Origin of the sequence: Roseibium sp. TrichSKD4, from assembly GCF_000148725.1 — a bacterium.
GTDB lineage: Bacteria > Pseudomonadota > Alphaproteobacteria > Rhizobiales > Stappiaceae > Roseibium.
Genome location: NZ_GL476320.1, coordinates 71,056 through 94,500 on the forward strand (window position 1 = coordinate 71,056; position 23,445 = coordinate 94,500).

Below are 23,445 nucleotides of genomic sequence, written 5' to 3' on the forward strand. Positions count from 1 at the left end.
AGCGCTTCACGCCCTGTTTCCAGCTTGAAAGCAACTCCTCCATGCCAACCGATCCGGTTTTGAAAACGCTGTTCCTGCCGCTCGAATCCGGACAGGTTGATCTGGATGAAGAAGCGAGGGTCTTGTTCTGCCGCGCCCGCGCCGGACGGGAGCTCGCCTTGCTGGATGTTGCTGCGGTTACGTGCGAACAAAGCTTTGCGCCGGACCGGGATGCACTTCAAAAGGCAGGGCAGACCGTTGTTGCTGAAACAGATCAGACAGATTTCGATCTGGTGCTGTTGTTGCCCACCCGTCAGAGGCAGGAAGCGCGTGCTCAACTGGCTCGGGCTGCCTCCAAGGCAAAACCTGGCGGTGTGGTGCTGGCCTGCGCACCCAATTCCGAAGGCGCAAAGACGCTGGAAACCGATCTCGCCAGCCTATTGGGTGGGGCGGAAAAGCTCTCCAAAAACAAGTGCCGTGTGGTCTGGCATGAGGTAAAGCCAGAGGCGGTGGATCAAAGTCTGTTGGCGGAATGGAGCCAGTTGGACGCGCCGCGCCCTATTCTGGATGGTTCGTGGCGCAGCCGTCCGGGTATTTTCGCCTGGGATCGCATTGATCCAGCCTCCCGCCTATTGATTGATCATCTGCCTGCCACCCTCTCTGGTCGCGGTGCGGATCTTGGGGCAGGGTTTGGTGTTCTCAGTCGCCATCTTCTGGAAAAGGCTCCGAAAGTCACGGCGCTTGATCTCTATGAGGCGGAAAAGCGCGCGCTTGATCTGGCGCAGGAGAATTTGGCGTCCGACCGCGACAAGGTCACATTGACCGGCATCTGGTCTGATGTGACCAAGGGCATCGAAGGACCTTACGATTTCATCGTCATGAACCCGCCGTTTCACCAGACGGGCAAGGCGGACCGGACGGATGTGGGGCAGGGATTCATCAAGGCAGCCTTTGGCGGTCTGCGATCCGGCGGCGTTCTTTATCTCGTTGCCAACCGCCACCTTCCTTATGAGCACACCTTGAACGAGCTGTTCGCCCGCACCGAAATGCTGGCTGATGAAGTTGGCTACAAGGTCATCCGCGCCATAAAGGGTAATGGGAAGGCCAAGGGAAAGTAAGATGCGCCTCGTCAAACTGATCGCCAATTTGGGCTACGGTAGCCGCAAGGAAATTCAAACAGCCATCAAAAACGGCTGGGTGACCGACCGTGATGGCAACACGCTGAAAGCCACCAGTCAGACGCCGCACGAAGATATCCTGTTTGACGACGAGCCGCTGGACCCCGCGCCGGGCATGGTGTTGGCGATGAACAAGCCGCTTGGCTACACCTGTTCCACCAATGATCAGGGCAAGTTGGTCTATGACTTGTTGCCGGACCGTTACAGGATGCGCAAACCGGTGCTGTCAACAATCGGCCGCCTCGACAAAGAAACCTCCGGCCTCCTGCTTTTCACAGATGATGGCACTTTCCTGCACAAGGTCATTTCGCCAAAAGCCAATGTTGGTAAGGTTTATGAGGTCACGCTCGACCGCCCCATGAAGGGCAATGAGACCGCGCTGTTCGCCTCCGGCGAGATGATGCTGGAAAGCGAAGATAAGCCACTCAAACCAGCCATGTTGGAGGTTCTTGACGACACCCATGCCCGCGTCATCTTGCACGAAGGCCGCTACCATCAGGTCCGTCGCATGTTCGCCGCCACCGGCAACCACGTCACAAACCTCTCCCGCACCCAAATCGGTGGCCTGTCACTTGGTTGTCTCGAAGATGGCCAATGGCGCATGTTGGATGAAGCAGACAAGGCAAGAATTTTTGAAGGCTAGGCGGTCGCCGCAGAACGCCATCCCTGCGAAGGCAGGGATCTCACATTGTCTCCGACCGTTGTATAGGCTCCTGCCTGCGCAGGAGCGGCAGCCTTGCCATGGATGTCATCCCCGACTTGATCGGGGATCCATTGAAACTCGAAAGTGCGGGAAGGGGCAGGGTGGGTGCTGCACCTTCGAAGTGCTTTCGGGACTATTTGTGCTCAGCTGGCGGGCATATTGGATCCCCGCTCGGAGGCGGGGATGACCACCGAGGAGTGGGAGGTAGGAACAACCTACCCCTCGTCATTGCAGGGCTTGACCCTGCAACCCATCCCGAGATGGGGCAGTCCTCAGAACAAGTGGCGAGGGAACGGAATGGATGCCATGATCAAGTCATGGCATGACGAACTGAATACGCAGCAATACAGAACGCCATCCCTGCGAAGGCAGAGATCTCACATTGTCTCCGACGGCTCGATAGGCTCCTGCCTGCGCAGGAGCGGCAATCCGACACCGCTGTCATTGCAGGACTTGATCCTGCAATCCATTCCGCGATGGATCAGCCCTCAGAGCAAGTTGAGAGGAAACGGAATGGACCCCGCATCAAGTGCGGGATGATGACCGAGGGTGTGGATAGAGATGTATTCGATAAACCCGCCGCTACGTTCCACGCAGCCCATATCAGAGAAGTTCAAACCGCTCGGGGTCATTTGGAACAGAGGGGCGCGCCTCACCCATTCATCTCTTCATTCAGCATTTCAAGCTCCAGCCATTGCTCTTCGAGAGCGCCCTTTTGTTCCGTTACGTCAGTTATTTGCGCGGAGAGCTTGGCAAACTTGTCAGGGTTCTTCGCGTAAAGGTTTGGGTCGTTCATCTCGGCCTGAAGCTTCTCAAGCTTTGCTTCAAGAGCCTCGATTTGATCGGGCAGGGTTTTGAGGAGGTGCTGCTGGGTGAAGCTGAGTTTGGATTTCTTTTGCTTGGGAGAAGAAGCGGCTTCTGATGGCGTTGATTTCGCCTTCTTGGGAGACGCTGCTTTCTCTGCTTTTCGGGCGGTGACGCCTTCGCCGCGCTGGGCCAGCATGTCTGAATAGCCGCCTGCATAATCCTGCCAGTCGCCATCGCCTTCAGAGACGATGACAGAGGTCGCCACGCGGTCGAGAAAGTCACGGTCGTGCGAGACGATCAGCGCTGTTCCCTGATAGTCGGCCAGAAGTTCCTGCAAGAGGTCCAGCGTTTCCAGATCGAGATCGTTGGTCGGCTCGTCGAGCACCATCAAGTTGGACGAGTTGGCAAGCGCACGGGCAAGCATGACCCGCGCCCGCTCGCCGCCGGACAATACGCCAACAGGCGTACGGGCTTGCTCCGGTGAAAATAGAAAATCCTTCATATAGCCGATGACGTGCTTGGTTTCGTCGCCGATGACCACCGTATCGCCGCGCCCGCCGGTCAAAACAGAGGAAAGCGTGTCGTTCGGGTCAAGCCGTTCGCGCTTTTGGTCCAGCGTCACCATTTCCAGATTGGTGCCAAGTCGAACAGAGCCACTGTCTGGCTCGAGCTCACCGGTCAGCATTTTCAAGAGCGTGGTTTTGCCTGCACCGTTCGCGCCGACCAGCCCGATACGATCCCCGCGCTGAATGCGGGTGGAGAAGTCCTTGACGATGGCGCGCTCGCCGAAGCTCTTGGCAATGGTCTTGGCTTCGATCACCAGCTTGCCGGAGGCTTCCGCCTCTGTCGCCTTTAAGGTGGCCGTGCCTTGCGGGCCGCGGTGCTCCTTCTTTTGCTTGCGCAGGTCTGCCAGCTCGCGCACACGGCGCATGTTGCGCTTGCGCCGGGCAGTGACCCCATAGGTCATCCAGTGCTCTTCGCGCTTAATCTTTTGCGCAAGCTTTTGCTGGTCAATTTCTTCCTGCTCAAACACCTCATCCCGCCAGGCTTCAAAATGACCAAACCCCTTGTCGAGGCGGCGCGATTCTCCGCGATCGATCCAAACTGTGGCGCGAGAAAGGTTTTCCAGAAACCGCCGGTCGTGCGAAATCAGGACGATGGCGGACTTCAAGCTCTTGAGTTCTGTTTCCAGCCATTCAATTGCAGGCAGATCAAGGTGGTTGGTGGGCTCGTCCAGCAGCAGGATATCCGGTTCGGGAGCCAATGTGCGGGCAAGCGCCGCTCGTCGTGCTTCGCCACCTGAAAGGGCCTTTGGGTCTTCCGTGCCGGAGAGGCCAAGAACATCCAGCAGATATTGCCCGCGATAGGGATCATCGCCTGCTGTGAGGCCCTCGTTCACATAATCGAGCGTCATGGCATAGGCTGAAAGGTCCGGCTCCTGCGGCAGATAGCGCAAGGTGCGGCCCGGCTGAAAGAACCGCTCGCCGCTATCAGCTTCCACCATGCCGGCAGCTATCTTCAAAAGCGTCGATTTCCCGGACCCGTTTCGTCCCACCAGACACAGACGTTCGCCCTCTGAGACTGCCAGTTCCGCTCCTGTGAGGAGTGGGGTGCCGCCAAAAGTCAGTTTGATATCGCGCAGGTGCAGAAGAGGTGGAGCCATGAAAATGTCAGTCAATTCCGATGTTCGAGCTTGAGGGCGTCAGGAAAACGATTGGCAGATCAATTGCAAGGAAATTTATTTGTCCCCACCCGCGACGGCTGCGAATTTTCACGCTACACTTAACCTCGGCGGGACTAGGGCGCAGGTGCGCCCATCATGACAAGAGAACAAGGGGATCGGTATGCCCCGGCTTTTCTGCACGAAACCGCTTATTCGTTGTTCAACTGGTTGCACCCGGCTTGTGGCTGTGCTGGCCATGTGTGCCGCTTTTCTGACCGCAGTGGGGTCACCCCGCGCCGTGGCGCAGGATTTGGTCATTGGCGGCGGGGTCTATGTCGGCTCCGGTTTTGGTTACGGCTATCATGGCCGCCGTTCGTCTGCGTCGATCTATATCGGTCGGTCCTATTACCGGCCGCGCTCTTATCGGCCCTATTACCAGCGCCGGATTTATAGATCGCATCCTCGGGCCTACTATCCGCGTCCACTTGCGCCACGCCGTGTTTATCGCGCACCGAGCCGAATTCCATTGGCCAAGAACGGGCTGGTTCCGTTTACGCCGCAGTGGATTGCGTATTGTGCTCGGAAGTTCAAATCATTCGATGCCCGAAGCGGCACCTACCTCGCTTATAGCGGCAAGCGTCGATACTGCCGCTAGGTCGATAAACCGGAAATTGATCTGCTTGCAATCATGAGGTGAATGTGGGTTGCTTTCACTGATGAAATAAATGGATCAGAATTCCTGATTTTAATTCTTGAGGAAAAATATTTCCGATTCCAGATGGTGCCGTAACGGTATCATTATCAGAACCTGCATAAATTGAAACAAAAGCTTAACTCTCTGCTTGATTGCGCTGGAAGGCCGTGGAATCTTGCACGCCTATCTTTTCTGATAGGCAAACAACAAAGAGGGGAGACATTATGATTAAGTCTCTGCGCACAACTGCGCTTGCAGCGGCCCTTATGGCTGCGACATCACTCACCGCGATGGCGGAAGTCGTTATTCACCGGGGGAACTCTGGCGATCCTGAAACTCTGGATCAGCATAAGACGTCAACTGTCACAGAGGGCAACATCCTCCGCGACCTTTATGAGGGCCTTGTAAGCTACAGCTCTGCTGGAACGATTATTCCAGGTGTTGCCGAAAGCTGGACCGCTTCTGAAGACGGAACCGTTTACACCTTCAACCTTCGCGACAATGCAAAGTGGTCCAACGGCGACCCGGTTGTTGCTGGCGATTTTGTTTATTCCCTGCAGCGTATCATGACGCCAGAAACGGGCGCCAAATACGCGAACATTCTTTATCCGATCAAAAACGCAGAAGCTGTCAACAAGGGCAATGCCAAGCCGGAAGACCTGGGTGTAAAGGCTGTTGACGAAAAGATTTTGGAAATCACACTCGAAGCTGCGACACCGTTCTTCGTTGACCTTTTGGCCCACCAAACCGGTCTGCCTGTTCATCCGGCATCGGTTGAGGCTCATGGCACAGATTTCGTGAAGCCAGAAAACATCGTGACCAATGGTGCCTACACTCTAGTTGAGTTCGTACCGAACGCGCATGTGAAGGCGACCAAGAACCCGCATTTCCATGATGCCGACAACGTTCAGATCGACACTGTCTTCTTCTACCCGACAGAAGACCGTGGTGCAGCTCTACGCCGTTTCCAGGCAGGCGAACTTCACACCAACAACGATGCTCCGGTTGAGCAGGTTGCCTTCATGAAGGAAAACCTGGGCAATCAGTTCCGTGTTGCCCCATATCTGGGCACATACTATTACGCGCTGAACCACGAAGATGAAGCCCTGAGCAATCCGGACGTCCGTCAGGCATTGTCCATGTCCATCGACCGTGAGTTCCTGGCTGAAGACATCTGGGGCGACACGATGGTTGCCGGATACTCCTTCGTTCCGCCAGGAATTGGTAACTACGGTGAGCCAGCATTTGCGTCCTACAAGGACATGGACCAGATCGACCGCGAAGACAAAGCGCTCGAGCTTCTGGAAAAGGCTGGTTACGGTCCTGACAACCCGATCAAGCTGACGCTGAACTACAACACCTCTGAAAACCACAAGAACACTGCAGTTGCGATTGCAGACATGTGGAAGCCGCTCGGTGTTGAAGTCTCCATGGTCAACACAGACCTGAAAACGCACTATGCCATGCTTCGTGACCGTCAGGACTTTGACGTAGCGCGCGCTGGCTGGATTGGCGACTATTCCGATCCGCAAAACTTCCTGTTCATGGTTGAAAGCGACAACACGGGCTTCAACTACGCACGTTACGAAAACCCGGAATATGATGCTTTGATGGATGAAGCAGCAAAAACCGGTGATCTGGAAAAACGTGCAGCCATCCTGAAACAGGCTGAAGAGCTGTTCATGCGCGACCTGCCGTTCATCCCGCTGATGTACTACGGTTCCATGAACCTCGTATCCAACAAGGTCGCTGGTTACGAAGATAACCTGCAGGATATTCACCCGACCCGTTGGATGAGCATCTCCGAGTAAAAACTCCAACCACGAGTGCTGCAGCGCATGGGGTCCCATGCGCTGCACGTGCTTGCAAGGTGGCAATAAAACATCGGCCAATTGGCCGAGTGATGACGCACAAGACCACCGTTAAACCAAATAGGGGCTGTTCCCATGACCCGCTACGTGCTCGGTCGATTGTTTGCTGCAATCCCGACCATCTTTTTGATTGTCACGATCTCCTTTTTCCTCATCCGCATTGCTCCGGGTGGTCCGTTCGATCTGGAACGTCCTCTGGAAGCGAAAGTGATGGAGAACCTCAACAAGATTTATCACCTCGATAAGTCGTTGTGGGAGCAATACCTTTTGTACCTCTCCAGCATTGCGCAGCTGGATTTTGGTCCGAGCTTTTACTTTCGTGATTTTTCCATCAACGAGCTGTTTGCCCGCAGTCTACCGATTTCCATACAGTTGGGTCTGAGTGCGCTGGCGCTGGCTCTGGTTGTTGGCGGCGCGCTTGGTGTGGCGGCTGCTCTGCGTCAAAACAAGCCTGCTGATTATTCCATCATGGCAGCGGCGACCCTCGGCGTGACCATCCCGAACTTCGTGATCGCCCCCATTCTGACCCTGCTTTTGGGCGTTTGGCTCGGATGGCTACCGGTCGGTGGTTGGGGCGATGGTGCCTTCTTGAACAAGATCTTGCCGGTAGTCACTTTGGCCCTGCCGCAAGTCGCTGTTGTAGCTCGCCTGACCCGTGGGTCCATGATTGAGGCCTTGCGGTCCAACCATGTGCGCACCGCGCGCGCTTACGGCCTCACCAGTTATTTGGTAGTTGTCGTTCATGCCCTGCGCGGGGCTATCCTGCCGGTTGTTTCCTACCTTGGACCGGCAGCTGCGGCGCTTTTGACCGGCTCGGTGGTCATCGAGACCATTTTCGGCATTCCAGGCATTGGCCGCTATTTTGTGCAAGGCGCACTTAACCGCGACTACACCCTCGTTATGGGTACAGTCGTCGTCGTTGCCTGTTTCGTCATCATCTTCAACCTGGTCGTGGATCTGCTTTATGCGCTGCTTGATCCGCGCGTGCGCTACGACTGAGGGATCAAAACATGTCAGATATTACTCAAGAAATCGGCACAGCGCCGGAGCGCGGACGGTCCCTTTGGGATGATGCCCGCGACCGACTGCTCGCCAACAAGGCGGCTGTCGGCAGCATGATTGTGCTGGCCGTTATCACCTTTTTGTCCGTTGTCGGTCCCATGCTGTCTCCGCATGAGTTCGACACGGTTTACCGCGATTACGTGAGAGTCCCGGCAAGCCTTGAGGCTTATCCTCGTGCAGAACAGGTGCAGCCGGCGTTTGAAAAACTGGCTCAGCGGGCGCGTTTCAACATTGATAGCTATGAACGCAACGGCGATGTGGTTGTTGTCAAGGTAAGTTCACGCCGGGCCATCAACCCCAAATCCACGCGCTATTTTGACCGAAGCGACATATTCAAAAACGCGCAGTTGCTGGATATGTCGGAAGACAAGAAATCGGCAACCCTGCAGGCGGATATCAACTATCTGCATTTCTATTTTGGAACCGATGCCAACGGCCGGGACATGATGACCCGAACCTTCATTGCGGGTCGGGTGTCCTTGACCATTGGTCTGCTTGCCACAGCTGTGGCGATCTTCATCGGCGTTCTTTATGGTGCCACCTCTGGCTATCTTGGTGGTCGGATTGACCAGATGATGATGCGCGTGGTGGATATTCTCTATTCGCTGCCCTTTATCTTCTTCGTCATCATGCTTGTCGTGTTCTTTGGGCGAAACTTCGTGCTGATGTTTATTGCGGTCGGCGCAGTGGAGTGGCTCGATATGGCCCGTATCGTGCGTGGTCAGACGCTTACCATCAAACGACAGGAATACGTGCAGGCGGCCGAAGCCATGGGCGTATCCGATGGCGGGATTGTCCGTCGTCACATCATCCCAAACACGCTTGGTCCGGTGGTTGTCTACATGACGCTTCTGGTCCCAAAGGTAATTTTGTTGGAGAGCTTCCTGTCTTTCCTGGGACTTGGTGTGCAAGAGCCGATGACCAGCTGGGGTGTTCTCATCTCTGAAGGCGCTCGCAATTTGCAAGGGGCCGCCTGGATGCTGATCTTCCCGTCCATTTTCCTGACATCGACCCTGTTTGCGCTGAACTTTATCGGCGACGGCCTGCGCGATGCGCTGGATCCGAAAGACCGGTGAGGGAGGCAATAATGGAAACGAAACAAACAGTCCTCGAAATCCGTGACCTCAAGGTCAATTTCGATACCCCAACTGGCGTTGTTCCAGCTGTGCGGGGCGTTGATATCAACGTCAAGGCCGGGGAAACTGTCGCAATCGTGGGCGAAAGTGGATCTGGCAAAAGCCAGACCATGGTGGCCGCGATGGGTCTTTTGGCTTCCAATGGACGCACGGAAGGCACCGTTGAGTATGGCGGGCGGAACATTCTCGGCTTGCCGATACGCGAACTGAACAAGGTTCGCGGCGAGAAGATCACCATGATCTTCCAGGAGCCGATGACCTCACTCGACCCGCTTTACACCATCGGCCGCCAGCTGGCGGAGCCAATGGTTGTTCACGGCGGTCTGTCGTGGAAGGACGCCAAGGCTAAGGCTCTTGATCTTTTGAAGCTCGTGAACATTCCCGAGCCGGAAAGGAAAATCAAAGCTTACCCTTATGAAATGTCCGGTGGACAGCGCCAACGCGTGATGATCGCCATGGCTTTGGCTAATGACCCAGATGTTCTGATCGCCGACGAGCCAACGACTGCGCTTGATGTGACCACGCAGGCGCAAATCCTTGACCTTCTTGCGGATCTGCAAAAGCGCCTCGGCATGGCGGTGATCTTCATCACGCATGACCTAGGCATTGTGCGTCAAATTTCCGACCGGGTTTACGTGATGAAAACCGGTGAAGTCGTGGAAAGCGGCAACACGGCTGAAATCTTCACCAACCCGCAGCATCCCTACACACGGATGCTACTGGACGCAGAGCCAACTGGCTCCAAGGCTCCCGTGCCTGAAAGCGCTACGTCACTTCTTGAAGTGCAGAAGGTCAATGTCGAGTTTGTTCTGGCTTCAGGGTTCCTGAAACCAGCCCACACCTTGCGCGCGGTCAACGACGTTAGCCTGTTCCTGAAAAAAGGCCAGACCCTTGGGGTTGTGGGCGAAAGTGGGTCCGGCAAATCGACCTTGGGCCGAGCCATCTTGAACCTGCTGCCGGCAACGGGACGCGTGGTCTATAACGGTGAGCTGATTACCGGCAAGTCCCGCGCGCAGATGCAGAAACTGCGCCGGAACATGCAGTTGGTGTTTCAGGACCCGTTTGGGTCACTCAGCCCGCGTTTGACCGTTGGCCAGATCATCTCCGAAGGGCTTTTGGTGCATGAACCGTCCTTGAGCGCAAAAGACCGGGATCAGCGAGCCTGCCAGGCGCTTGAAGAAGTGTCCCTCGACCCATCCGTGCGCAACCGTTACCCGCATGAGTTCTCCGGTGGCCAGCGTCAGCGCATTGCGATTGCCCGGACCATGGTGCTGAAGCCGGATCTGGTTGTTCTTGACGAGCCGACATCCGCGCTCGACCGGACCATTCAAAAACAGATCGTCGAACTCCTGCGTGAGCTGCAGACCGCACATGATCTGACATATCTGTTTATCAGCCACGATCTTGCAGTCGTGCGTGCGATTGCAGACACAGTCATGGTGATGAAAAGTGGGCAGGTGATCGAAGCCGGTCCAACGGAAGATATCTTCCAGTCGCCGCAGGATGCTTATACGAAGAAACTGATCGGCGCTGCGCTCTTCACGCAGAACCAGCTGAAGGCAAGCGCCTGAGGCCGGGAGAACAGCGATTTAGGTGAGGGCGGCGCGAGCTGCCCTTTCTTGTTGGAAGGGGCATAGAGCGGAAGAGCGGTTGGAAGGCCGTGCTCTAAACCTCGAGGTCGCCAACAATTGTCCGTCGGACACTTGGGTCCACTTCAATGGTGCTAGAGGTGGTGTGCTGGTAGGTCAGATCCGCTGCCCGGTCACGGTCTTTCGCTTCAATCGCATCCAGCAAGGCCGAGTGTGACGCCTCAATTTTCCCGATCCAGACCATTTTGTCCTTGTGGCGAATGAGCAAATACCGATGCAAGTGCAGCATGGCCCGCTGCAGGATGGGCTCCACAACGGGCATGTCCGCAACCTGATGCAGGGTCATGTGAAAGGCAATGTCTGCCTCTGACACACCATAGGTGTCGCGGTCAGCACGCAGTTGGTCATAAAGATCAGCAATCTGGCGCAGCTCTGCCAGTTTTTCCGGTGTTATGTTGCGGATAATGGCATCCAGCGCGGTCAGTTCGATATTGAGCCTGAGACGCAGCATGATGATCGCTTCTTCATCCGTTGCTGCTGTAACAGTGGTTCCACGATAACTGTGGCGCAGAACGAGGCCATCTTCCTGCAATCGGAGCAAGGCCTCCCGCACAGTGCTTTGGGAACAGCCAAACTGTCGCGCCAACGCCTGTTCCGTAATCGGGCTGTCCTCGGTGAGCTCACCAATAACAATTCGAGCCTTGAGGCTCTCATAAACGGTGTTCGATTTTCTGGATTTCTGGCCTGTGCCCGTGCGAAGCCAGGATGGCTCCAGCGTCGGTTTCACGTGCTGCATATATTTTTCCGCCCCTGCCCACTGTGACGTTTGCCCCATCTAAAACCCGCCCAGCTGCGTTTCAGTGCTGCGGGGCGGGTCATCCAGAGTGAGACCTTCTGGCCTCTATTGTGTGCAGATGGGGTTGTGCACCTTGTTCCTTTGAACGTGAGCGCTCCGCAGCTTTCGTGGGATCGAATTCGCTTTTGTGATTGCAATTAAAGGTTGAGTTTACTAGAAACTCGATAATCGCAGGATCCCAAGCTGTCTGTAGCCCCCTCGTCAAAAGTCTGAACGGCAAAACTACCGTAATGCCAAGGCTACCCTCTGGCTGATTTTGAATCACTCAGCAACATAGGGTTGTATATTCACGATTGCGTGAGGGGTTTTGAATTGGTATTGCTTAAGTGCGATCCAATACAGACAACCAGTTCTCAAAGGCTATCTTTTGGATCAGTTTTGCGCCAAATCCTGCATTTTCCATTCCTTTGATCAGGTCCGGCAGGTGTGAAATATCACGCAGGCAATGGGGTGGGCTGCAACCATCATAGTCTGACCCGATTCCCACACCATCTTCGCCAAGCCGTTCCACAAGATAGGCGAGATGGCGCACAACGACATCAATCGGTGTTTGTTTCTGGTATCTGCCGTCCTCACGCAGGAACGAAATCTGAAAGTTGACACCGACCAGTCCGCCGCTTTCGCAAATGGCATCCAGCTGCTTGTCGGTCAAATTTCGGGCCGATGGGCAAATGGCATGAGCATTGGAGTGGCTGGCTACAATTGGAGCCTCGCTCGCCTCAACCACATCCCAAAACCCTTTTTCGGTGAGATGGGACACATCAACCAGAACTCCGAGAGAATTACAGGCTTTCACCAGGGCCTTTCCCGCATCTGTCAGGCCGGGGCCAATATCCGGTGACGAAGGAAAAGCCATCGGAACACCATCACCAAAGGCATTGGCCCGGCTCCAGACAAGGCCAAGCGATCGCAGACCCTTCCCATAGAGGTCTTCAAGGGCGTGAAAGTCCGTGTCGATGGCCTCAGCCCCTTCAATATGCAGGCTAACGGCCAGTTGATCCTTGGACATGGCATCGCGGATCTCATTTGCGCTCCGGCAAATGCGAACCTCTCCGCCAGATTGAGCTTCCAGTCTTGACGCATAGTCGAACAGTTTAAGAGTAAAATCGTAGGCTTGGCTCTGCGGGATTTCCGCATAATTGCGCGGATCGTTGGGATTGAACGGGGTAGAAAAATCATATTCCGGATTGGACGGGGTGAAGGCTGCAAACAAGCCTCCTGCGAACCGGCCTTCCCGCGCTCGGGGCAAGTCGATATGCCCCTCGCTGGAGCGATCAAAGAAGCTTCGCTCGCGTGGTGTTCCTTCAAGCATTGCAAGTTTCAAGAGGGTGTCGTTGTGACCATCAAATACGGATATGTCGGAAACACTCGAGTGGGTGGGCACAGAACACCTCATGAAAAGAGTTTTGCAAACAGGACGTTGCAATTACCGGTATTGCCGGAGCAACGCAAGCGGGCTGGGCTCGGCACCAAAATAGTGGCTCGGCAGCTGCGTCAGATATGGGATCTTGAACCTGTCTGGAGAAGAGGATAAGCAATTGCCTCAGGAATTTTTCCGGTGCCGGACGCTAAGGGGAGCAGCTTGGAAAAGGAACTTTCACGACGCAGTTTTGTTGCAGTGGGCGTTGCAAGCCTTGGGCTTGCTGTCAGCGGGTGCGTGTCTGTCGGTCTTCCCGGCCAACCACCTTTGCCCGACGAGGACTTTGATTACGCCTCCGCCTATGCGGCAAAGGAAGATGGCGAGTTCACATGGCCTGCCATCAACTACCAATCCTTTGATCAAAAATATTGGCGTCAGGTGGTGGAATATCGCTCTCGTGAAAAGCCGGGCACCATCATTGTCGACCCCTATAACCGGTTCCTCTACTGGACGCTGTCCAACCGGAAGGCGTTGAGATACGGGATTGGTGTCGGGCGCTCTGCCTTTTCCTGGTCCGGGACAGCGTTGATCCGGGTCAAGCGCGAACATCCGATTTGGCGCCCTCCACGTGAAATGATCGCGCGCAAGCCGTCTCTGGAAAAATACTGGGTGGATGGTTTTCCTCCGGGGCTAAAGAACCCGTTGGGCGCACGCGCCATGGATCTTTGGCAGGGCTCTGTCGACACGCTTTACCGCATTCACGGTACCAACAGCCCGAACAGCATCGGCAAGAGTGTGTCGTCGGGCTGCATCCGCATGTGGCAACAGGATGTGATTGACCTGTTTGAGCGCGTCCCCCTGCGCACCAAGGTTATTGTGCTGGACAAGGACCCGAACGAAGCCTGAGCGAAAAGCGGTGCGGGGCGGGAGCTGTTCTCGGCCATACTTCTAAAAACTCAGATCGAAAAAATGGTGGCTGAATGGCCGCCATTTTTGTTGATGATGAAAATCGGTCATTCAACGTCATTCCAGACCAGCTGAACGCATGTAAAGCGACGATCTGGAATCCAGACATCATTCACGCGAAGCGTGGCAAAGGCAGACTGTTGTCTCTGCTGCATTCCTAGTTCGAGTTCGCAAAGTTTGGCCAAGTGTCTGTCAGTCGATAGCCTTCCGGCCAAGGGTCATCGGGATCAAGCATGTGCTGATGCGTTCCGGTGATCCACGCGCGTCCGGAAATTTCAGGGATAATGGCCGGTAAGTCGCCAACCTTGGTGGTCGAATGGATTTTACCGTGAAATTCAGAGCCGATGATGGAGCGTGTTGTGAGCGTGTCGCCAACCTTCATTTTGCCTGAGGCATGGAGAAGCGCCATTCGTGCAGATGTCGCAGTTCCCGTTGGCGAGCGGTCTATCTTGCCGGGTTGGATCGAAACGGCGGATTTTGCGGTCAGGTGACTGCCGTCACGTTTAAGCGGACCGGCAAACAGGCAAAATGAGAAATGGTCCCAGTCTCGGTTTTCAGGATGCTGAAACTGCAGTTGCTCATTGGCTGCATTGGTAATGCGAACACCCAGCTCTGCAAGCTGTCCTGCCTCTGATGCGTCCAGCTTGAAGCCAAGTGCGTTTGCATCCACCACAACGAAGCTGTCTCCGCCATAGGCCGTATCTACGGTGGTTTTTCCCAGGCCTAGCACCTCAATCACAGCGCCCAGCTCACCGACAAAAGAGGGCAGGTTCTGAACGGTGATGCGTTCTGCCTTGCCATTGCGACACTCCGCCCGCACCCGAATAATCCCACCAGGCGCTTCCAGAACCATCTCGGTCACGGGCTCCGTGATGGGGATTATGCCGGTATCGAGCAGCACCGTGGACACGCAAATCGAATTTGATCCCGACATGGGCGGCGTATCTTCCGGCTCCATGATGATCCAGCCCATTTGCGCGTCCGGATGTTTGGGCGGCACAAGCAGGTTTACATGACGGAACACACCACCTCGGGGTTCGTTCAGCATGAAATTGCGCAAGGTTTGATCCTTTGCAATCCAGTTGCGCTGGTCCCACAAAGTCTCACCGGGAGGCGGGGCGACGCCGCCAACTATGACGTCTCCGACTTCTCCTTCTGCATGGCAGGAGACAACATGAATGGTTTTTGTCGTCCGCATCGCGAACTCCTTCAAACGGAGAGGTCAGTTAGTCGATCATGGGCGGTTTACCTTGCAAAAACAATGAGGGCCGCGCGAGGGAGCGAGACCCGCAGGAAGAACGCATGTGCAGTTGGCTTCTTCGGTTCAGGAGAAGGCCTTCTGACGGCCTCTGCTCTTGACAGAATTTCAAAACTATCGTTTATTTCTGTCATGACAGAAATTAGTGACAATCAACCAGCGTCAGCGCGGGAGCAATTTATCCTCCACTGGGGGGATATGGGCGGTCAGTGGGGCGTGAACCGGTCTGTCGCACAGATCCACGCGCTGTTGTTTTTAAGCTCAAAGCCCCTGCACGCAGAGCAAATTTCCGAGGAGCTGGGGATCGCGCGGTCCAATGTTTCCAATTCGCTCAAGGAATTGGTGAGCTGGCGCTTGATCCAGCGCGTTCCTGTGGCCGGGGATCGGCGGGAGCATTTTGTCGCTGAAACTGATGTTTGGGAAATGGCGCTCAGGATCACGAAAGGCCGCAAGGAGCGGGAGATCGAGCCGGCCATTCGGGCCATTGATATGTGTGTGCAGCAGGCCGAAACCGAGCAGGATCTGGACCCGGTCGCCTTGCAGCGGATGCGTGACATGCAAGAGTTTGTCACCTCGGCGGACCGTTGGTCAGAGCAGATGCTCAAGATCCCGAAATCGAAGCTGTCGATGCTGTTAAAGATGGGCGACAAGGTTTTGTCGCTTTTGAAAGTGGGCGGCAAAACGCACGACTAGGTGCGAAAAATTTTTAATTAGAAATTTCTGTCTGTACAGAAATTCCAGTTTTAACGGTAGAGGTCGGAAGATGCTAAGCGAATGCCGTGTTCCGGTTCAAATAGAAGAAGAAAGCCGATATCGGGAGCTCCTTGGCGCTCGCGCCTGGAATTCTCTCCCCGTTGCTGTGCAGCAGCGCTTCGGCAAGCAACTGAAAGCCGGCGCGAGTGTGGTTTATCAAGGTGTCGTTGTGGCGATGCGTATGAACCTGGCCGGGCGCGCCCTTGCTCAGCTTGCTCGCCTCGTCGGCGGCCCTCTGCCCCATGATTTGTCGTCGATGCATCAGGCGGCGGTTGTCTCCGTCACACAGGATATCGCCGGGGATGGCCAGTTTTGGATCCGTCAGTATGGCCGGGCCTCTGGCTTTCCGCAGGTCATACACAGTTCCAAACGTTTCGCCGGGCCGACCGGCATTGAAGAGTATATCGGTTGCGGAATTGGCATCGCCTTAAAGCTTCGCACGGAGCAGGGCGCACTCCTGTTTGAAAGTGACCATTATTTCATTGACCTCGGGAGCTGGAAGATGCGGTTTCCCAAATGGATGAAGCCGGGGCAGTTGACCATCACGCACCGAGATCTGGGCCAGAAGAAGTTCCGTTTCTCACTTGATCTAAGGAGCCGCTATCTCGGCGAACTGCTCCATCAGGATGCCATCTTCTGGGACAAGGAGGACTAAGCAGGAATTCTCCCAAATGGTGTGCGCTGGGGAGAATGTCTTTCGCCCACGCCCACACCGACGCCACGCCCACGCCCTGAGTGCGGTCTGTGCTCCTCTTGAGCACATCTAACCACACGCACTTTCGCCCCCCGTTTTTAGTTTTCAAATGAATGAGGAATGAAATGGCTTATTCAACCACGTTGCCCAAGGACAGTCTTTTGCAAGCCTATGTCGCGGACAAAGACCATCTTGATGTTTTTTGTGCATCTCTCGATGACCGCCCGGATCTGTTGACATGCGATATTCGTGCTTTGGCGGATCGTGTCTTGAAAGCAGATGTGCCTTGGGTGGAAAAGCTCATGGGATTGCGAGATGCCATCGCCAAACCCTTTGGTCTCAAGACTGCGGCCGACATGACTGGAGGCACTGAGCAGAGGGACGTGTCAGAGCTTGAGGTTGGGGATCGTATCGGATTTTTCAAAATCTATGCGATCAGCGAAAACGAGATCATTCTGGGTGAGAATGACTGGCATCAGGATTTCCGCATTTCAATCCTGCGGGTCTCGGACGCAGATGGAGCAAAGGTCTATGCCGCAACCTGCTGCCGTCGCCACAATCTGGCAGGACATGCTTACCTTGCTCTGATCATGCCATTTCACAAAAGGATCGTCATGACCTTTCTGGATCGCGCGGTCTCACCTCTTTAGCCACAAGGCATCAGGCACGATCTGGCGAGTTTGAGGCGCAAGATGTCCAAGCTTTCGCCAGATCCGGGCACCGGATTTGGTGGAAATGGTCTGCCGTGAACCAGCAGGAAGCCGAAGCCATGTTCCGGCTTTGTAGACGTTGTCTTCATCCTCGAACTGACCGTCCAGAACGAGATACTCCGCTCCGCCAGCAAGTGTCTGGGTGGCAAATGAGCAACCGGGTTCCCAGTCCAGCATGGACACGGCTTCCCGGCGACTGACAAACAGGGGGAGAACGCGTTCGCCAATCCTGCCGATTTGCCACCCAGATGGGTCTTGGGTGTTTATGTGCACAGTGTTTTTGTCATGTGGGTCCATCTGGCGCAGTTTCACCATAATGACAGCGCCTTTTGCGCTGCTCGGAGCATGATCGGATCCTTGGGGGATGCGAACATATGTTCCGCTTGAAAGGTCTCCAGTCTCGCAACTGAATACACCTTCAAGAACCAGAACTTCCTCACCCAAATTGCTTTTGCGTGTTGGTAATGTGCTGCCGGGAGCCATGCGAACCAGGCTGGTCGCCCGGGTCGCATGCTTCCCGCCTCGTTCAAGCACACACCTTTCAACACCTGACTGGGGAGAGGGGATCCAGTCTTGTGCCACTGAGTTGACCAACGCACGCTGTGTAAGATCTGCGTGCATCTCCAATGGAATACTGCCGCACCGCTTCGACGACTTGTTCGATTGATGCTTACTGATTTCCATCAACACAACTCCTTCAGATGACTTCAGGTGATTGCTTGAAGCTACGATATCAGTGTGTCGCAGTGTTTGGGTGTGTGGGAGTAATTATTTATTAAGTTTCGGTAATACGTGTTTGAAAAACATGCAACTCTAGGTGTTTACGTAGAGAAAATTTGCGATCCACAAGCCTCTGGATGGTGCGAAAACATTGTCATAAGGGGCTGAAAGCATAAGCAAAATTTCAGGTGTAAGATGTTCTTTGTATCTAAATTTCATTTTTCTATCCCGAAAAAAACGGGCAAGTGAAAAAAGTTGCAAGGTGAGGTGGTTTTCAGCTCGAAGTTCATGCGTTAAATGAACCTCGCGAACATATTTCAGCAGGTTAGACCGTTGGATTGCGGGGGGAGCACTGTCTTCCACTTTGCTTTGCACCGGGAATCGTGCTGAGTGGCTGAACATACACAAACCAGGGCTAAGACCCTACAAACGGAGAGTTGGGCAGGTCTCTTGGACTGCGCCGGGAAAACGCATGACGGTTCACATCGACATGGGCGAAATGAAGGGTGGACAGAAGGCCGGGATGGACCTGGAAGAGCTTCTGGCAACCCGCTTGCTGGTTCAGGGCAATTCCGGCTCAGGCAAATCGCACCTTCTGCGCCGCCTCTTGGAACAATCCGCACAATGGGTTCAGCAAGCCATCATTGATCCGGAAGGGGACTTCGTGTCTCTGGCCGAAAAGTATGGCCACGTTGTTGTTGATGCCGTCGGCACCGAAAAAGACTTGCAGATGATTGCCGGACGTGTGCGTCAGCACAGGGTGTCCGTCGTACTCAATCTGGAGGGTCTTGATGCAGACCGCCAGATGAAAGCCGCAGCCACGTTTCTGGACGGCTTGTTCGATGCTGACCGCGAGCTCTGGTATCCCATGCTGGTGATTGTCGATGAGGCACAGCTTTTTGCCCCGGCCGCCGCCGGTGAGGTGACGGAAGAAGCCCGCCGCCGGTCTCTCGGGGCCATGACCAACCTGATGTGCCGTGGCCGGAAACGCGGCCTTGCCGGGGTTATTGCCACCCAGCGACTTGCAAAACTCGCCAAAAACGTAGCTGCAGAGGCCTCCAACTTTTTGATGGGGCGGACATTCCTCGATATCGACATGGCGCGTGCAGCCGATCTGTTGGGTATGGAACGGCGACAGGCCGAACAGTTCAGAAATCTGGATCGCGGTAATTTCATTGCGCTTGGCCCAGCTTTGTCCCGGCGTCCCATCGGGATCAAGATCGGTGCTGTTGAAACAGCAGGGCGCGGGGGTAGCCCGAAACTGATGCCTTTGCCGGAGCAGCCGACCGAGGAAGCCAAGGACCTGATCTTCAGCCGATCTGCTGAAGAAGCGCCGCCGCCTCGGTTTAAAATTCCAGAACCCGCAACAACTGGTGATGTTTTGAACCAGCTGAATGTGGCGGGTCAAGAAGCACAGGATGCGGTGGAGCCTGCTGATACTCTGCTGGATTATGGCGAGAGGGAAGACAAGATCGAAGAGATCATTTCTGAAATTTTGGCCGAACCCGACGCCGCCTTCCAGCCGATTGCTTCGCTCTATCAGGACTTTCAGGTGCGATGCCGGATTGCAAAACTGGCAGGGGGGGCTCCCGATCTTGCTGTGTTCCGGGAAAAGCTCTCCGTTGCCCGTGCGGGTGTCGACAAGGAAGAAGTGGACGAGGGGGCTTGGCAGCAAGCCGAGTTGATTGCAGCTGAATTGCCGGATGATATGCGAGGCGTCTATTTGCTTCTGGCAAAGGCCGCGCTGGCAAAAGCGCCATGTCCGGGCAATCAGGAAATAGCAACGGCCTATGGGACGCGCTCACCGGGGCGAGCACGCTGGCTTCTCAGTCATATGGAAGAACGCGGGTTTCTGGTCTGTGCGACGGATTTGCGCGGAAACCGGATCGTCACTCTCAGTGATCTTGGGTGGCAAACGGCCCCCGGAGATGAAGCTGCTGCTTGATTTTGCGCGCTAGCGTGCTCGAGACAAGTGTCCAAGTGTTCTTATCTTGAAAAGAAACAGTGCGCCGAGGACAAGTGCAAGCGGCCCGACAAGTGAGCAGACGGCGCAAGCAGCATAATCTCGAAGGTCAAAGCGCTGGTTTGTTACCATTTCCCAAAGACTGAGAGAAAACAGTATAGCGGCGCTGCCGAAATAGGCGAACATCAGCAAAGCCATGACGTACCCTTCTGCATCAAACTAACCCCCGCTCGTTTTCGGCAGAATTAAACTAAACGATAGGTTAATTCTGCCAAGAGAAGTGTAGTGGATCAAGCATGCAGACTGCTTAGAGACGTAGCGGAATACTGATTAAAGGATACGTATATTGGAGCTGAAGTACGCGTATCGCTAAACTTATCTATTTTAGATAGAATAATTTCTACCTAAATCTTTTGGTTGCTAATTTTCAAAGCGCGGGACGCATGCGGTTTTCTGATGCCAATTTGGTACGTGTTGGCAGCGGCAGGTCTCGTTCCGCCAAAAGGTATTTCAGCTGTGCGACTTCTGTATCCAACCCATCAATTGTGCGTTGGAGAACGCGGTCCAGATAGCTTCCGGCAGTGGCATTGTCCCTGATTTTAATGGCTCTCGCCCGAGCCTTTTCAAGATACAACATCATCAGATCCAGATCATCCCGCTCATCAACTTCAATCGGATCACCTGTGTAGCCAGTCAGGCGCGCAAACTCAGGCAAAAGCTCTGCCGGTGGGCGGGGGAAAAAAGCGGTCATGGTCATCAGTCCCTCGATCTGGAATCACTTAATGTTCTTGTTATGTTCCTATCATAGTCAGCAAATATGAACAAGAAGTGAGTCCTTCCAGTGACTTGGTCAGGCCTCGAATGAACTTAAAGATCGAAAACGCAAAAGCGCCATCTTGACCCCTTTGATGATGATGGTTACATATGTAACTAATTCATTGTCTGCCAAGTCCGGGAGGATATTCCAATGGACCAAGTCAACACCGATCTCAAAGATACACGCGGCCTGCCGATAAATCTGGCAAAGCTCGATTACATGCCCGGCTTCGGCAATGATTTCGAGACCGAGAGCATTCCGGGCTCTCTGCCGCAGGGCATGAACAGCCCGCAAAAATGCGCCTTCGGCCTTTATGGTGAGCAGCTCTCAGGCACGGCCTTCACAGCGCCAAGCCATCAGAACGAACGGACCTGGTGTTACCGTATCCGTCCGTCCGTCAAGCACTCCAGCCGTTATCGCAAAACTGACCTACCATACTGGAAGTCCGCACCGAACGTCATCGATGATGTGATCTCGCTCGGCCAGTATCGCTGGGACCCGGTTCCCCATTCCGGGGAGAAGCTGACCTGGCTGACTGGCATGCGCACCATGACCACCGCTGGCGATGTGAACACGCAGGTTGGCATGGCAACCCACATCTATCTCGTCACCGAGAGCATGGTGGATGACTATTTCTTCTCCGCCGACAGCGAAATTCTGGTGGTGCCGCAGGAAGGTCGCCTACGCTTCTATACAGAGCTGGGCGTCATTGATCTGGAGCCAAAGGAAATCGCGATCATCCCGCGCGGCCTTGTCTACCGGGTCGAGCTGCTCGATGGCCCGGCACGCGGTTTCGTCTGTGAGAACTACGGCCAGAAGTTCGAGCTGCCGGGCAGGGGGCCGATTGGCGCCAACTGCATGGCCAACCGCCGCGACTTCAAGACGCCGGTTGCATGGTACGAAGATCGGGAAGTTGCCAGCACACTGACAATCAAGTGGTGCGGCCAGTTCCACACCTGCGACATTCCGCAGTCTCCGCTGGATGTAGTCGCTTGGCACGGCAATTACGCGCCGGTGAAATATGACCTGCGCACCTATTGCCCGGTCGGGTCAATCCTGTTCGATCACCCGGACCCGTCAATCTTCACGGTCCTGACCGCCCCAAGCGGCGTTCCAGGTACAGCCAATATCGACTTCGTTCTGTTCCGTGAGCGCTGGATGGTGATGGAAGATACCTTCCGCCCGCCCTGGTATCACAAGAACATCATGTCCGAGTTGATGGGCAACATCTACGGCCAATATGACGCCAAGCCGCAAGGTTTTGTTCCCGGTGGCATGAGCCTGCACAACATGATGCTGCCGCATGGTCCGGACAACAATGCCTTCGAAAATGCCTCGACAGAAGAGCTGAAGCCGAACAAGCTGGACCAGACCATGTCCTTCATGTTCGAAACCCGATTCCCGCAACACCTCACCGAGTTTGCGGCCAAGGAAGCCCCGTTGCAGGATGATTACATCGACTGCTGGGACAGTCTGGAGAAAAAGTTCGACGGAACCCCTGAAGGCACCTGGGACAAGAAATAAGACGGGGCGCTCCGCCTGACAAAACAAGGGATTTTATATGAAACTCGCCTCACTCAAGGATGGATCGCGTGATGGCAAGCTGGTCATCGTCAATGACAGCCTGACCCGTTGCACGGAAGCCATGCACATCGCGCCGACACTGCAGGCCGCGCTCGACAATTGGGAAACTGTTGCGCCGAAGCTGGAAGTGCTGGCCGAAAGCCTGAGCCATGATGCTGTGCCGTCTCTGCGCTTCCACGAGCATGATGCGCTGTCGCCGCTGCCGCGTGCCTACCAATGGGCCGACGGCTCGGCCTACGTCAATCACGTGGAACTGGTGCGCAAGGCCCGCAATGCGGAAATGCCGCCAAGCTTTTGGACCGATCCGCTGATGTATCAGGGCGGCTCCGACGCATTCCTCGCCCCGCGCGACCCGATCCAGATGGCCGATGAAGCCTATGGCATCGATATGGAAGGCGAAGTTGCAGTCATCGTGGGCGATGTGCCGATGGGCGCGAGCCTTGAGCAGGCGCGCGATGCGATCCGCCTTGTCATGCTGGTCAATGACGTGTCCTTGCGCGGTCTCATCCCGGCGGAACTTGGCAAGGGCTTCGGCTTCTTCCAGTCCAAGCCGTCCTCGGCTTTCTCTCCGGTTGCGGTCACCCCGCAAAGCCTTGGCGATGCGTGGGATGGCGGTAAGCTACATCTGCCAATGAAGGTGGATCTCAACGGTGAAGCTTTTGGTCGGGCAGAAGCTGGCATCGACATGACCTTTGATTTCCCGCAGCTGATCGCCCATGCCGCCAAGACCCGACCTCTTTCCGCTGGTGCCATCATCGGTTCCGGAACGGTGTCCAACAAGCTGAATGACGGTCCGGGCAAGCCCGTGTCCGAAGGCGGCGTCGGCTATTCTTGTATCGCCGAAATCCGAATGATCGAAACCATCAATGACGGCGCAGCGAAAACCCCGTTCCTGAAGTTCGGCGACGAGGTGCGCATCGAAATGCTCGACAAGGATGGTCACTCGATTTTTGGGGCTATCGAGCAGACAGTCACGAAATACGAAGGCGCCTGATCACTCGTCATTCCAGACGAGTGCAGCTCGGCTGCACGATGATCTGGAATCCAGCGTTTCAGCCGCGCGAAGCGCGACGAATACCTTG

At 55.1% G+C, this 23,445-nt stretch carries 20 protein-coding genes; 14 read left to right on the top strand and 6 right to left on the bottom strand.

All coding sequences use genetic code 11. From position 1 onward, the window contains the following. Nucleotides 1-41 precede the first annotated feature (41 nt). The gene (locus TRICHSKD4_RS20870) at nt 42-1,097 is read left to right on the top strand and encodes a class I SAM-dependent methyltransferase (protein ID WP_009468939.1); all 1,056 of its coding nucleotides are present in this window, start codon (nt 42-44) and stop codon (nt 1,095-1,097) included. A 1-nt stretch (nt 1,098) separates the two neighbouring features. After that, a complete protein-coding gene (locus TRICHSKD4_RS20875) occupies nt 1,099-1,800 on the top strand; it encodes a pseudouridine synthase (protein ID WP_009468940.1) in 702 nt (233 codons plus the stop codon). Between the two features lie 712 nt (nt 1,801-2,512). Here the strand turns inward: TRICHSKD4_RS20875 and TRICHSKD4_RS20880 are convergent. Beyond that, nucleotides 2,513-4,330: an ATP-binding cassette domain-containing protein gene (locus tag TRICHSKD4_RS20880; RefSeq protein WP_009468943.1), complete on the bottom strand. Its 1,818-nt coding sequence runs from the start codon at nt 4,328-4,330 to the stop codon at nt 2,513-2,515. A 181-nt stretch (nt 4,331-4,511) separates the two neighbouring features. Here TRICHSKD4_RS20880 and TRICHSKD4_RS28495 point away from each other — a divergent pair, with 181 nt between their 5' ends. The 5 genes from TRICHSKD4_RS28495 to TRICHSKD4_RS20905 all read left to right on the top strand — a co-directional run bounded on the left by TRICHSKD4_RS28495 (nt 4,512) and on the right by TRICHSKD4_RS20905 (nt 10,664). Beyond that, nucleotides 4,512-4,985 (top strand): BA14K family protein, encoded by a 474-nt coding sequence (locus TRICHSKD4_RS28495; RefSeq protein ID WP_083782851.1) that lies wholly within the window; start codon nt 4,512-4,514, stop codon nt 4,983-4,985. Nucleotides 4,986-5,248: 263 nt separating this feature from the next. After that, entirely contained in the window at nt 5,249-6,835 is a 1,587-nt protein-coding gene (locus tag TRICHSKD4_RS20890; protein ID WP_009468945.1) for a peptide ABC transporter substrate-binding protein, read from the top strand. Nucleotides 6,836-6,970: 135 nt separating this feature from the next. Next, nucleotides 6,971-7,894, top strand: a complete 924-nt coding sequence (gene oppB, locus TRICHSKD4_RS20895) for an oligopeptide ABC transporter permease OppB (protein WP_009468946.1) — start codon at nt 6,971-6,973, stop codon at nt 7,892-7,894. Nucleotides 7,895-7,905: 11 nt separating this feature from the next. Continuing rightward, a complete protein-coding gene (locus TRICHSKD4_RS20900) occupies nt 7,906-9,033 on the top strand; it encodes an ABC transporter permease subunit (RefSeq protein ID WP_009468947.1) in 1,128 nt (375 codons plus the stop codon). Nucleotides 9,034-9,044: 11 nt separating this feature from the next. Next, entirely contained in the window at nt 9,045-10,664 is a 1,620-nt protein-coding gene (locus tag TRICHSKD4_RS20905; protein WP_009468948.1) for an ABC transporter ATP-binding protein, read from the top strand. A gap of 94 nt (nt 10,665-10,758) precedes the next feature. On the opposite strand, the gene TRICHSKD4_RS20910 is transcribed toward TRICHSKD4_RS20905, so the two are convergent. Continuing rightward, nucleotides 10,759-11,478 (bottom strand): GntR family transcriptional regulator, encoded by a 720-nt coding sequence (locus TRICHSKD4_RS20910; protein ID WP_009468949.1) that lies wholly within the window; start codon nt 11,476-11,478, stop codon nt 10,759-10,761. Nucleotides 11,479-11,860: 382 nt separating this feature from the next. Beyond that, nucleotides 11,861-12,922, bottom strand: a complete 1,062-nt coding sequence (locus tag TRICHSKD4_RS20915; RefSeq protein ID WP_009468950.1) for a dipeptidase — start codon at nt 12,920-12,922, stop codon at nt 11,861-11,863. A 198-nt stretch (nt 12,923-13,120) separates the two neighbouring features. Between TRICHSKD4_RS20915 and TRICHSKD4_RS20920 the strand changes: the two genes are divergently transcribed. Further along, nucleotides 13,121-13,804 carry a L,D-transpeptidase gene (locus TRICHSKD4_RS20920; RefSeq protein WP_040617304.1) on the top strand — a complete coding sequence of 228 codons (684 nt, stop codon included), beginning with the start codon at nt 13,121-13,123 and terminating at the stop codon, nt 13,802-13,804. Nucleotides 13,805-14,021: 217 nt separating this feature from the next. Here TRICHSKD4_RS20920 and TRICHSKD4_RS20925 read toward each other — a convergent pair whose 3' ends face one another. Further along, on the bottom strand, nt 14,022-15,062 hold the full coding sequence (locus TRICHSKD4_RS20925; RefSeq protein ID WP_009468953.1) for a proline racemase family protein: 1,041 nt from the start codon (nt 15,060-15,062) through the stop codon (nt 14,022-14,024). 192 nt (nt 15,063-15,254) lie between these two features. Between TRICHSKD4_RS20925 and TRICHSKD4_RS20930 the strand changes: the two genes are divergently transcribed. From TRICHSKD4_RS20930 to TRICHSKD4_RS20940, 3 genes are all read left to right on the top strand, one after another. After that, nucleotides 15,255-15,815, top strand: a complete 561-nt coding sequence (locus TRICHSKD4_RS20930) for a GbsR/MarR family transcriptional regulator (protein ID WP_040617450.1) — start codon at nt 15,255-15,257, stop codon at nt 15,813-15,815. A 70-nt stretch (nt 15,816-15,885) separates the two neighbouring features. Next, the gene (locus TRICHSKD4_RS20935) at nt 15,886-16,530 is read left to right on the top strand and encodes a DUF4166 domain-containing protein (protein ID WP_009468955.1); all 645 of its coding nucleotides are present in this window, start codon (nt 15,886-15,888) and stop codon (nt 16,528-16,530) included. Between the two features lie 164 nt (nt 16,531-16,694). Next, a complete protein-coding gene (locus TRICHSKD4_RS20940) occupies nt 16,695-17,219 on the top strand; it encodes a DUF2867 domain-containing protein (RefSeq protein ID WP_009468956.1) in 525 nt (174 codons plus the stop codon). On the opposite strand, the gene TRICHSKD4_RS20945 is transcribed toward TRICHSKD4_RS20940, so the two are convergent. After that, nucleotides 17,208-17,963 (bottom strand): cupin domain-containing protein, encoded by a 756-nt coding sequence (locus TRICHSKD4_RS20945; RefSeq protein WP_009468957.1) that lies wholly within the window; start codon nt 17,961-17,963, stop codon nt 17,208-17,210. The genes TRICHSKD4_RS20940 and TRICHSKD4_RS20945 overlap by 12 nt on opposite strands. 508 nt (nt 17,964-18,471) lie before the next feature. On the opposite strand from TRICHSKD4_RS20945, the gene TRICHSKD4_RS20955 reads away from it, so the two are divergent. Then, the gene (locus TRICHSKD4_RS20955) at nt 18,472-19,944 is read left to right on the top strand and encodes an ATP-binding protein (RefSeq protein WP_009468958.1); all 1,473 of its coding nucleotides are present in this window, start codon (nt 18,472-18,474) and stop codon (nt 19,942-19,944) included. Nucleotides 19,945-20,389: 445 nt separating this feature from the next. Here the strand turns inward: TRICHSKD4_RS20955 and TRICHSKD4_RS20965 are convergent, their stop codons facing one another. After that, nucleotides 20,390-20,713, bottom strand: coding sequence for a hypothetical protein (locus TRICHSKD4_RS20965; RefSeq protein WP_208993154.1), 324 nt, complete (start codon nt 20,711-20,713; stop codon nt 20,390-20,392). 216 nt (nt 20,714-20,929) lie between these two features. On the opposite strand from TRICHSKD4_RS20965, the gene hmgA reads away from it, so the two are divergent. Both hmgA and TRICHSKD4_RS20975 read left to right on the top strand, forming a co-directional pair. Next, nucleotides 20,930-22,303 (top strand): homogentisate 1,2-dioxygenase, encoded by a 1,374-nt coding sequence (gene hmgA, locus TRICHSKD4_RS20970; RefSeq protein ID WP_009468962.1) that lies wholly within the window; start codon nt 20,930-20,932, stop codon nt 22,301-22,303. A 37-nt stretch (nt 22,304-22,340) separates the two neighbouring features. Beyond that, nucleotides 22,341-23,357: a fumarylacetoacetate hydrolase family protein gene (locus tag TRICHSKD4_RS20975; RefSeq protein ID WP_009468963.1), complete on the top strand. Its 1,017-nt coding sequence runs from the start codon at nt 22,341-22,343 to the stop codon at nt 23,355-23,357. Nucleotides 23,358-23,445 lie beyond the last annotated feature (88 nt).

Coding starts and splice junctions, on each gene's coding strand:
- TRICHSKD4_RS20890 (WP_009468945.1), top strand. CDS start 5,249: ATGATTAAGTCTCTGCGCACAACTGCGCTTGCAGCGGCCCTTATGGCT.
- TRICHSKD4_RS20880 (WP_009468943.1), bottom strand. CDS start 4,330: ATGGCTCCACCTCTTCTGCACCTGCGCGATATCAAACTGACTTTTGGC.
- TRICHSKD4_RS20965 (WP_208993154.1), bottom strand. CDS start 20,713: ATGACCGCTTTTTTCCCCCGCCCACCGGCAGAGCTTTTGCCTGAGTTT.
- TRICHSKD4_RS20870 (WP_009468939.1), top strand. CDS start 42: ATGCCAACCGATCCGGTTTTGAAAACGCTGTTCCTGCCGCTCGAATCC.
- TRICHSKD4_RS20940 (WP_009468956.1), top strand. CDS start 16,695: ATGGCTTATTCAACCACGTTGCCCAAGGACAGTCTTTTGCAAGCCTAT.
- TRICHSKD4_RS28495 (WP_083782851.1), top strand. CDS start 4,512: ATGCCCCGGCTTTTCTGCACGAAACCGCTTATTCGTTGTTCAACTGGT.
- TRICHSKD4_RS20910 (WP_009468949.1), bottom strand. CDS start 11,478: ATGCAGCACGTGAAACCGACGCTGGAGCCATCCTGGCTTCGCACGGGC.
- TRICHSKD4_RS20875 (WP_009468940.1), top strand. CDS start 1,099: ATGCGCCTCGTCAAACTGATCGCCAATTTGGGCTACGGTAGCCGCAAG.
- TRICHSKD4_RS20955 (WP_009468958.1), top strand. CDS start 18,472: ATGACGGTTCACATCGACATGGGCGAAATGAAGGGTGGACAGAAGGCC.
- TRICHSKD4_RS20925 (WP_009468953.1), bottom strand. CDS start 15,062: ATGCGGACGACAAAAACCATTCATGTTGTCTCCTGCCATGCAGAAGGA.
- oppB (WP_009468946.1), top strand. CDS start 6,971: ATGACCCGCTACGTGCTCGGTCGATTGTTTGCTGCAATCCCGACCATC.
- TRICHSKD4_RS20930 (WP_040617450.1), top strand. CDS start 15,255: ATGACAGAAATTAGTGACAATCAACCAGCGTCAGCGCGGGAGCAATTT.
- hmgA (WP_009468962.1), top strand. CDS start 20,930: ATGGACCAAGTCAACACCGATCTCAAAGATACACGCGGCCTGCCGATA.
- TRICHSKD4_RS20945 (WP_009468957.1), bottom strand. CDS start 17,963: ATGGAAATCAGTAAGCATCAATCGAACAAGTCGTCGAAGCGGTGCGGC.
- TRICHSKD4_RS20935 (WP_009468955.1), top strand. CDS start 15,886: ATGCTAAGCGAATGCCGTGTTCCGGTTCAAATAGAAGAAGAAAGCCGA.
- TRICHSKD4_RS20905 (WP_009468948.1), top strand. CDS start 9,045: ATGGAAACGAAACAAACAGTCCTCGAAATCCGTGACCTCAAGGTCAAT.
- TRICHSKD4_RS20900 (WP_009468947.1), top strand. CDS start 7,906: ATGTCAGATATTACTCAAGAAATCGGCACAGCGCCGGAGCGCGGACGG.
- TRICHSKD4_RS20975 (WP_009468963.1), top strand. CDS start 22,341: ATGAAACTCGCCTCACTCAAGGATGGATCGCGTGATGGCAAGCTGGTC.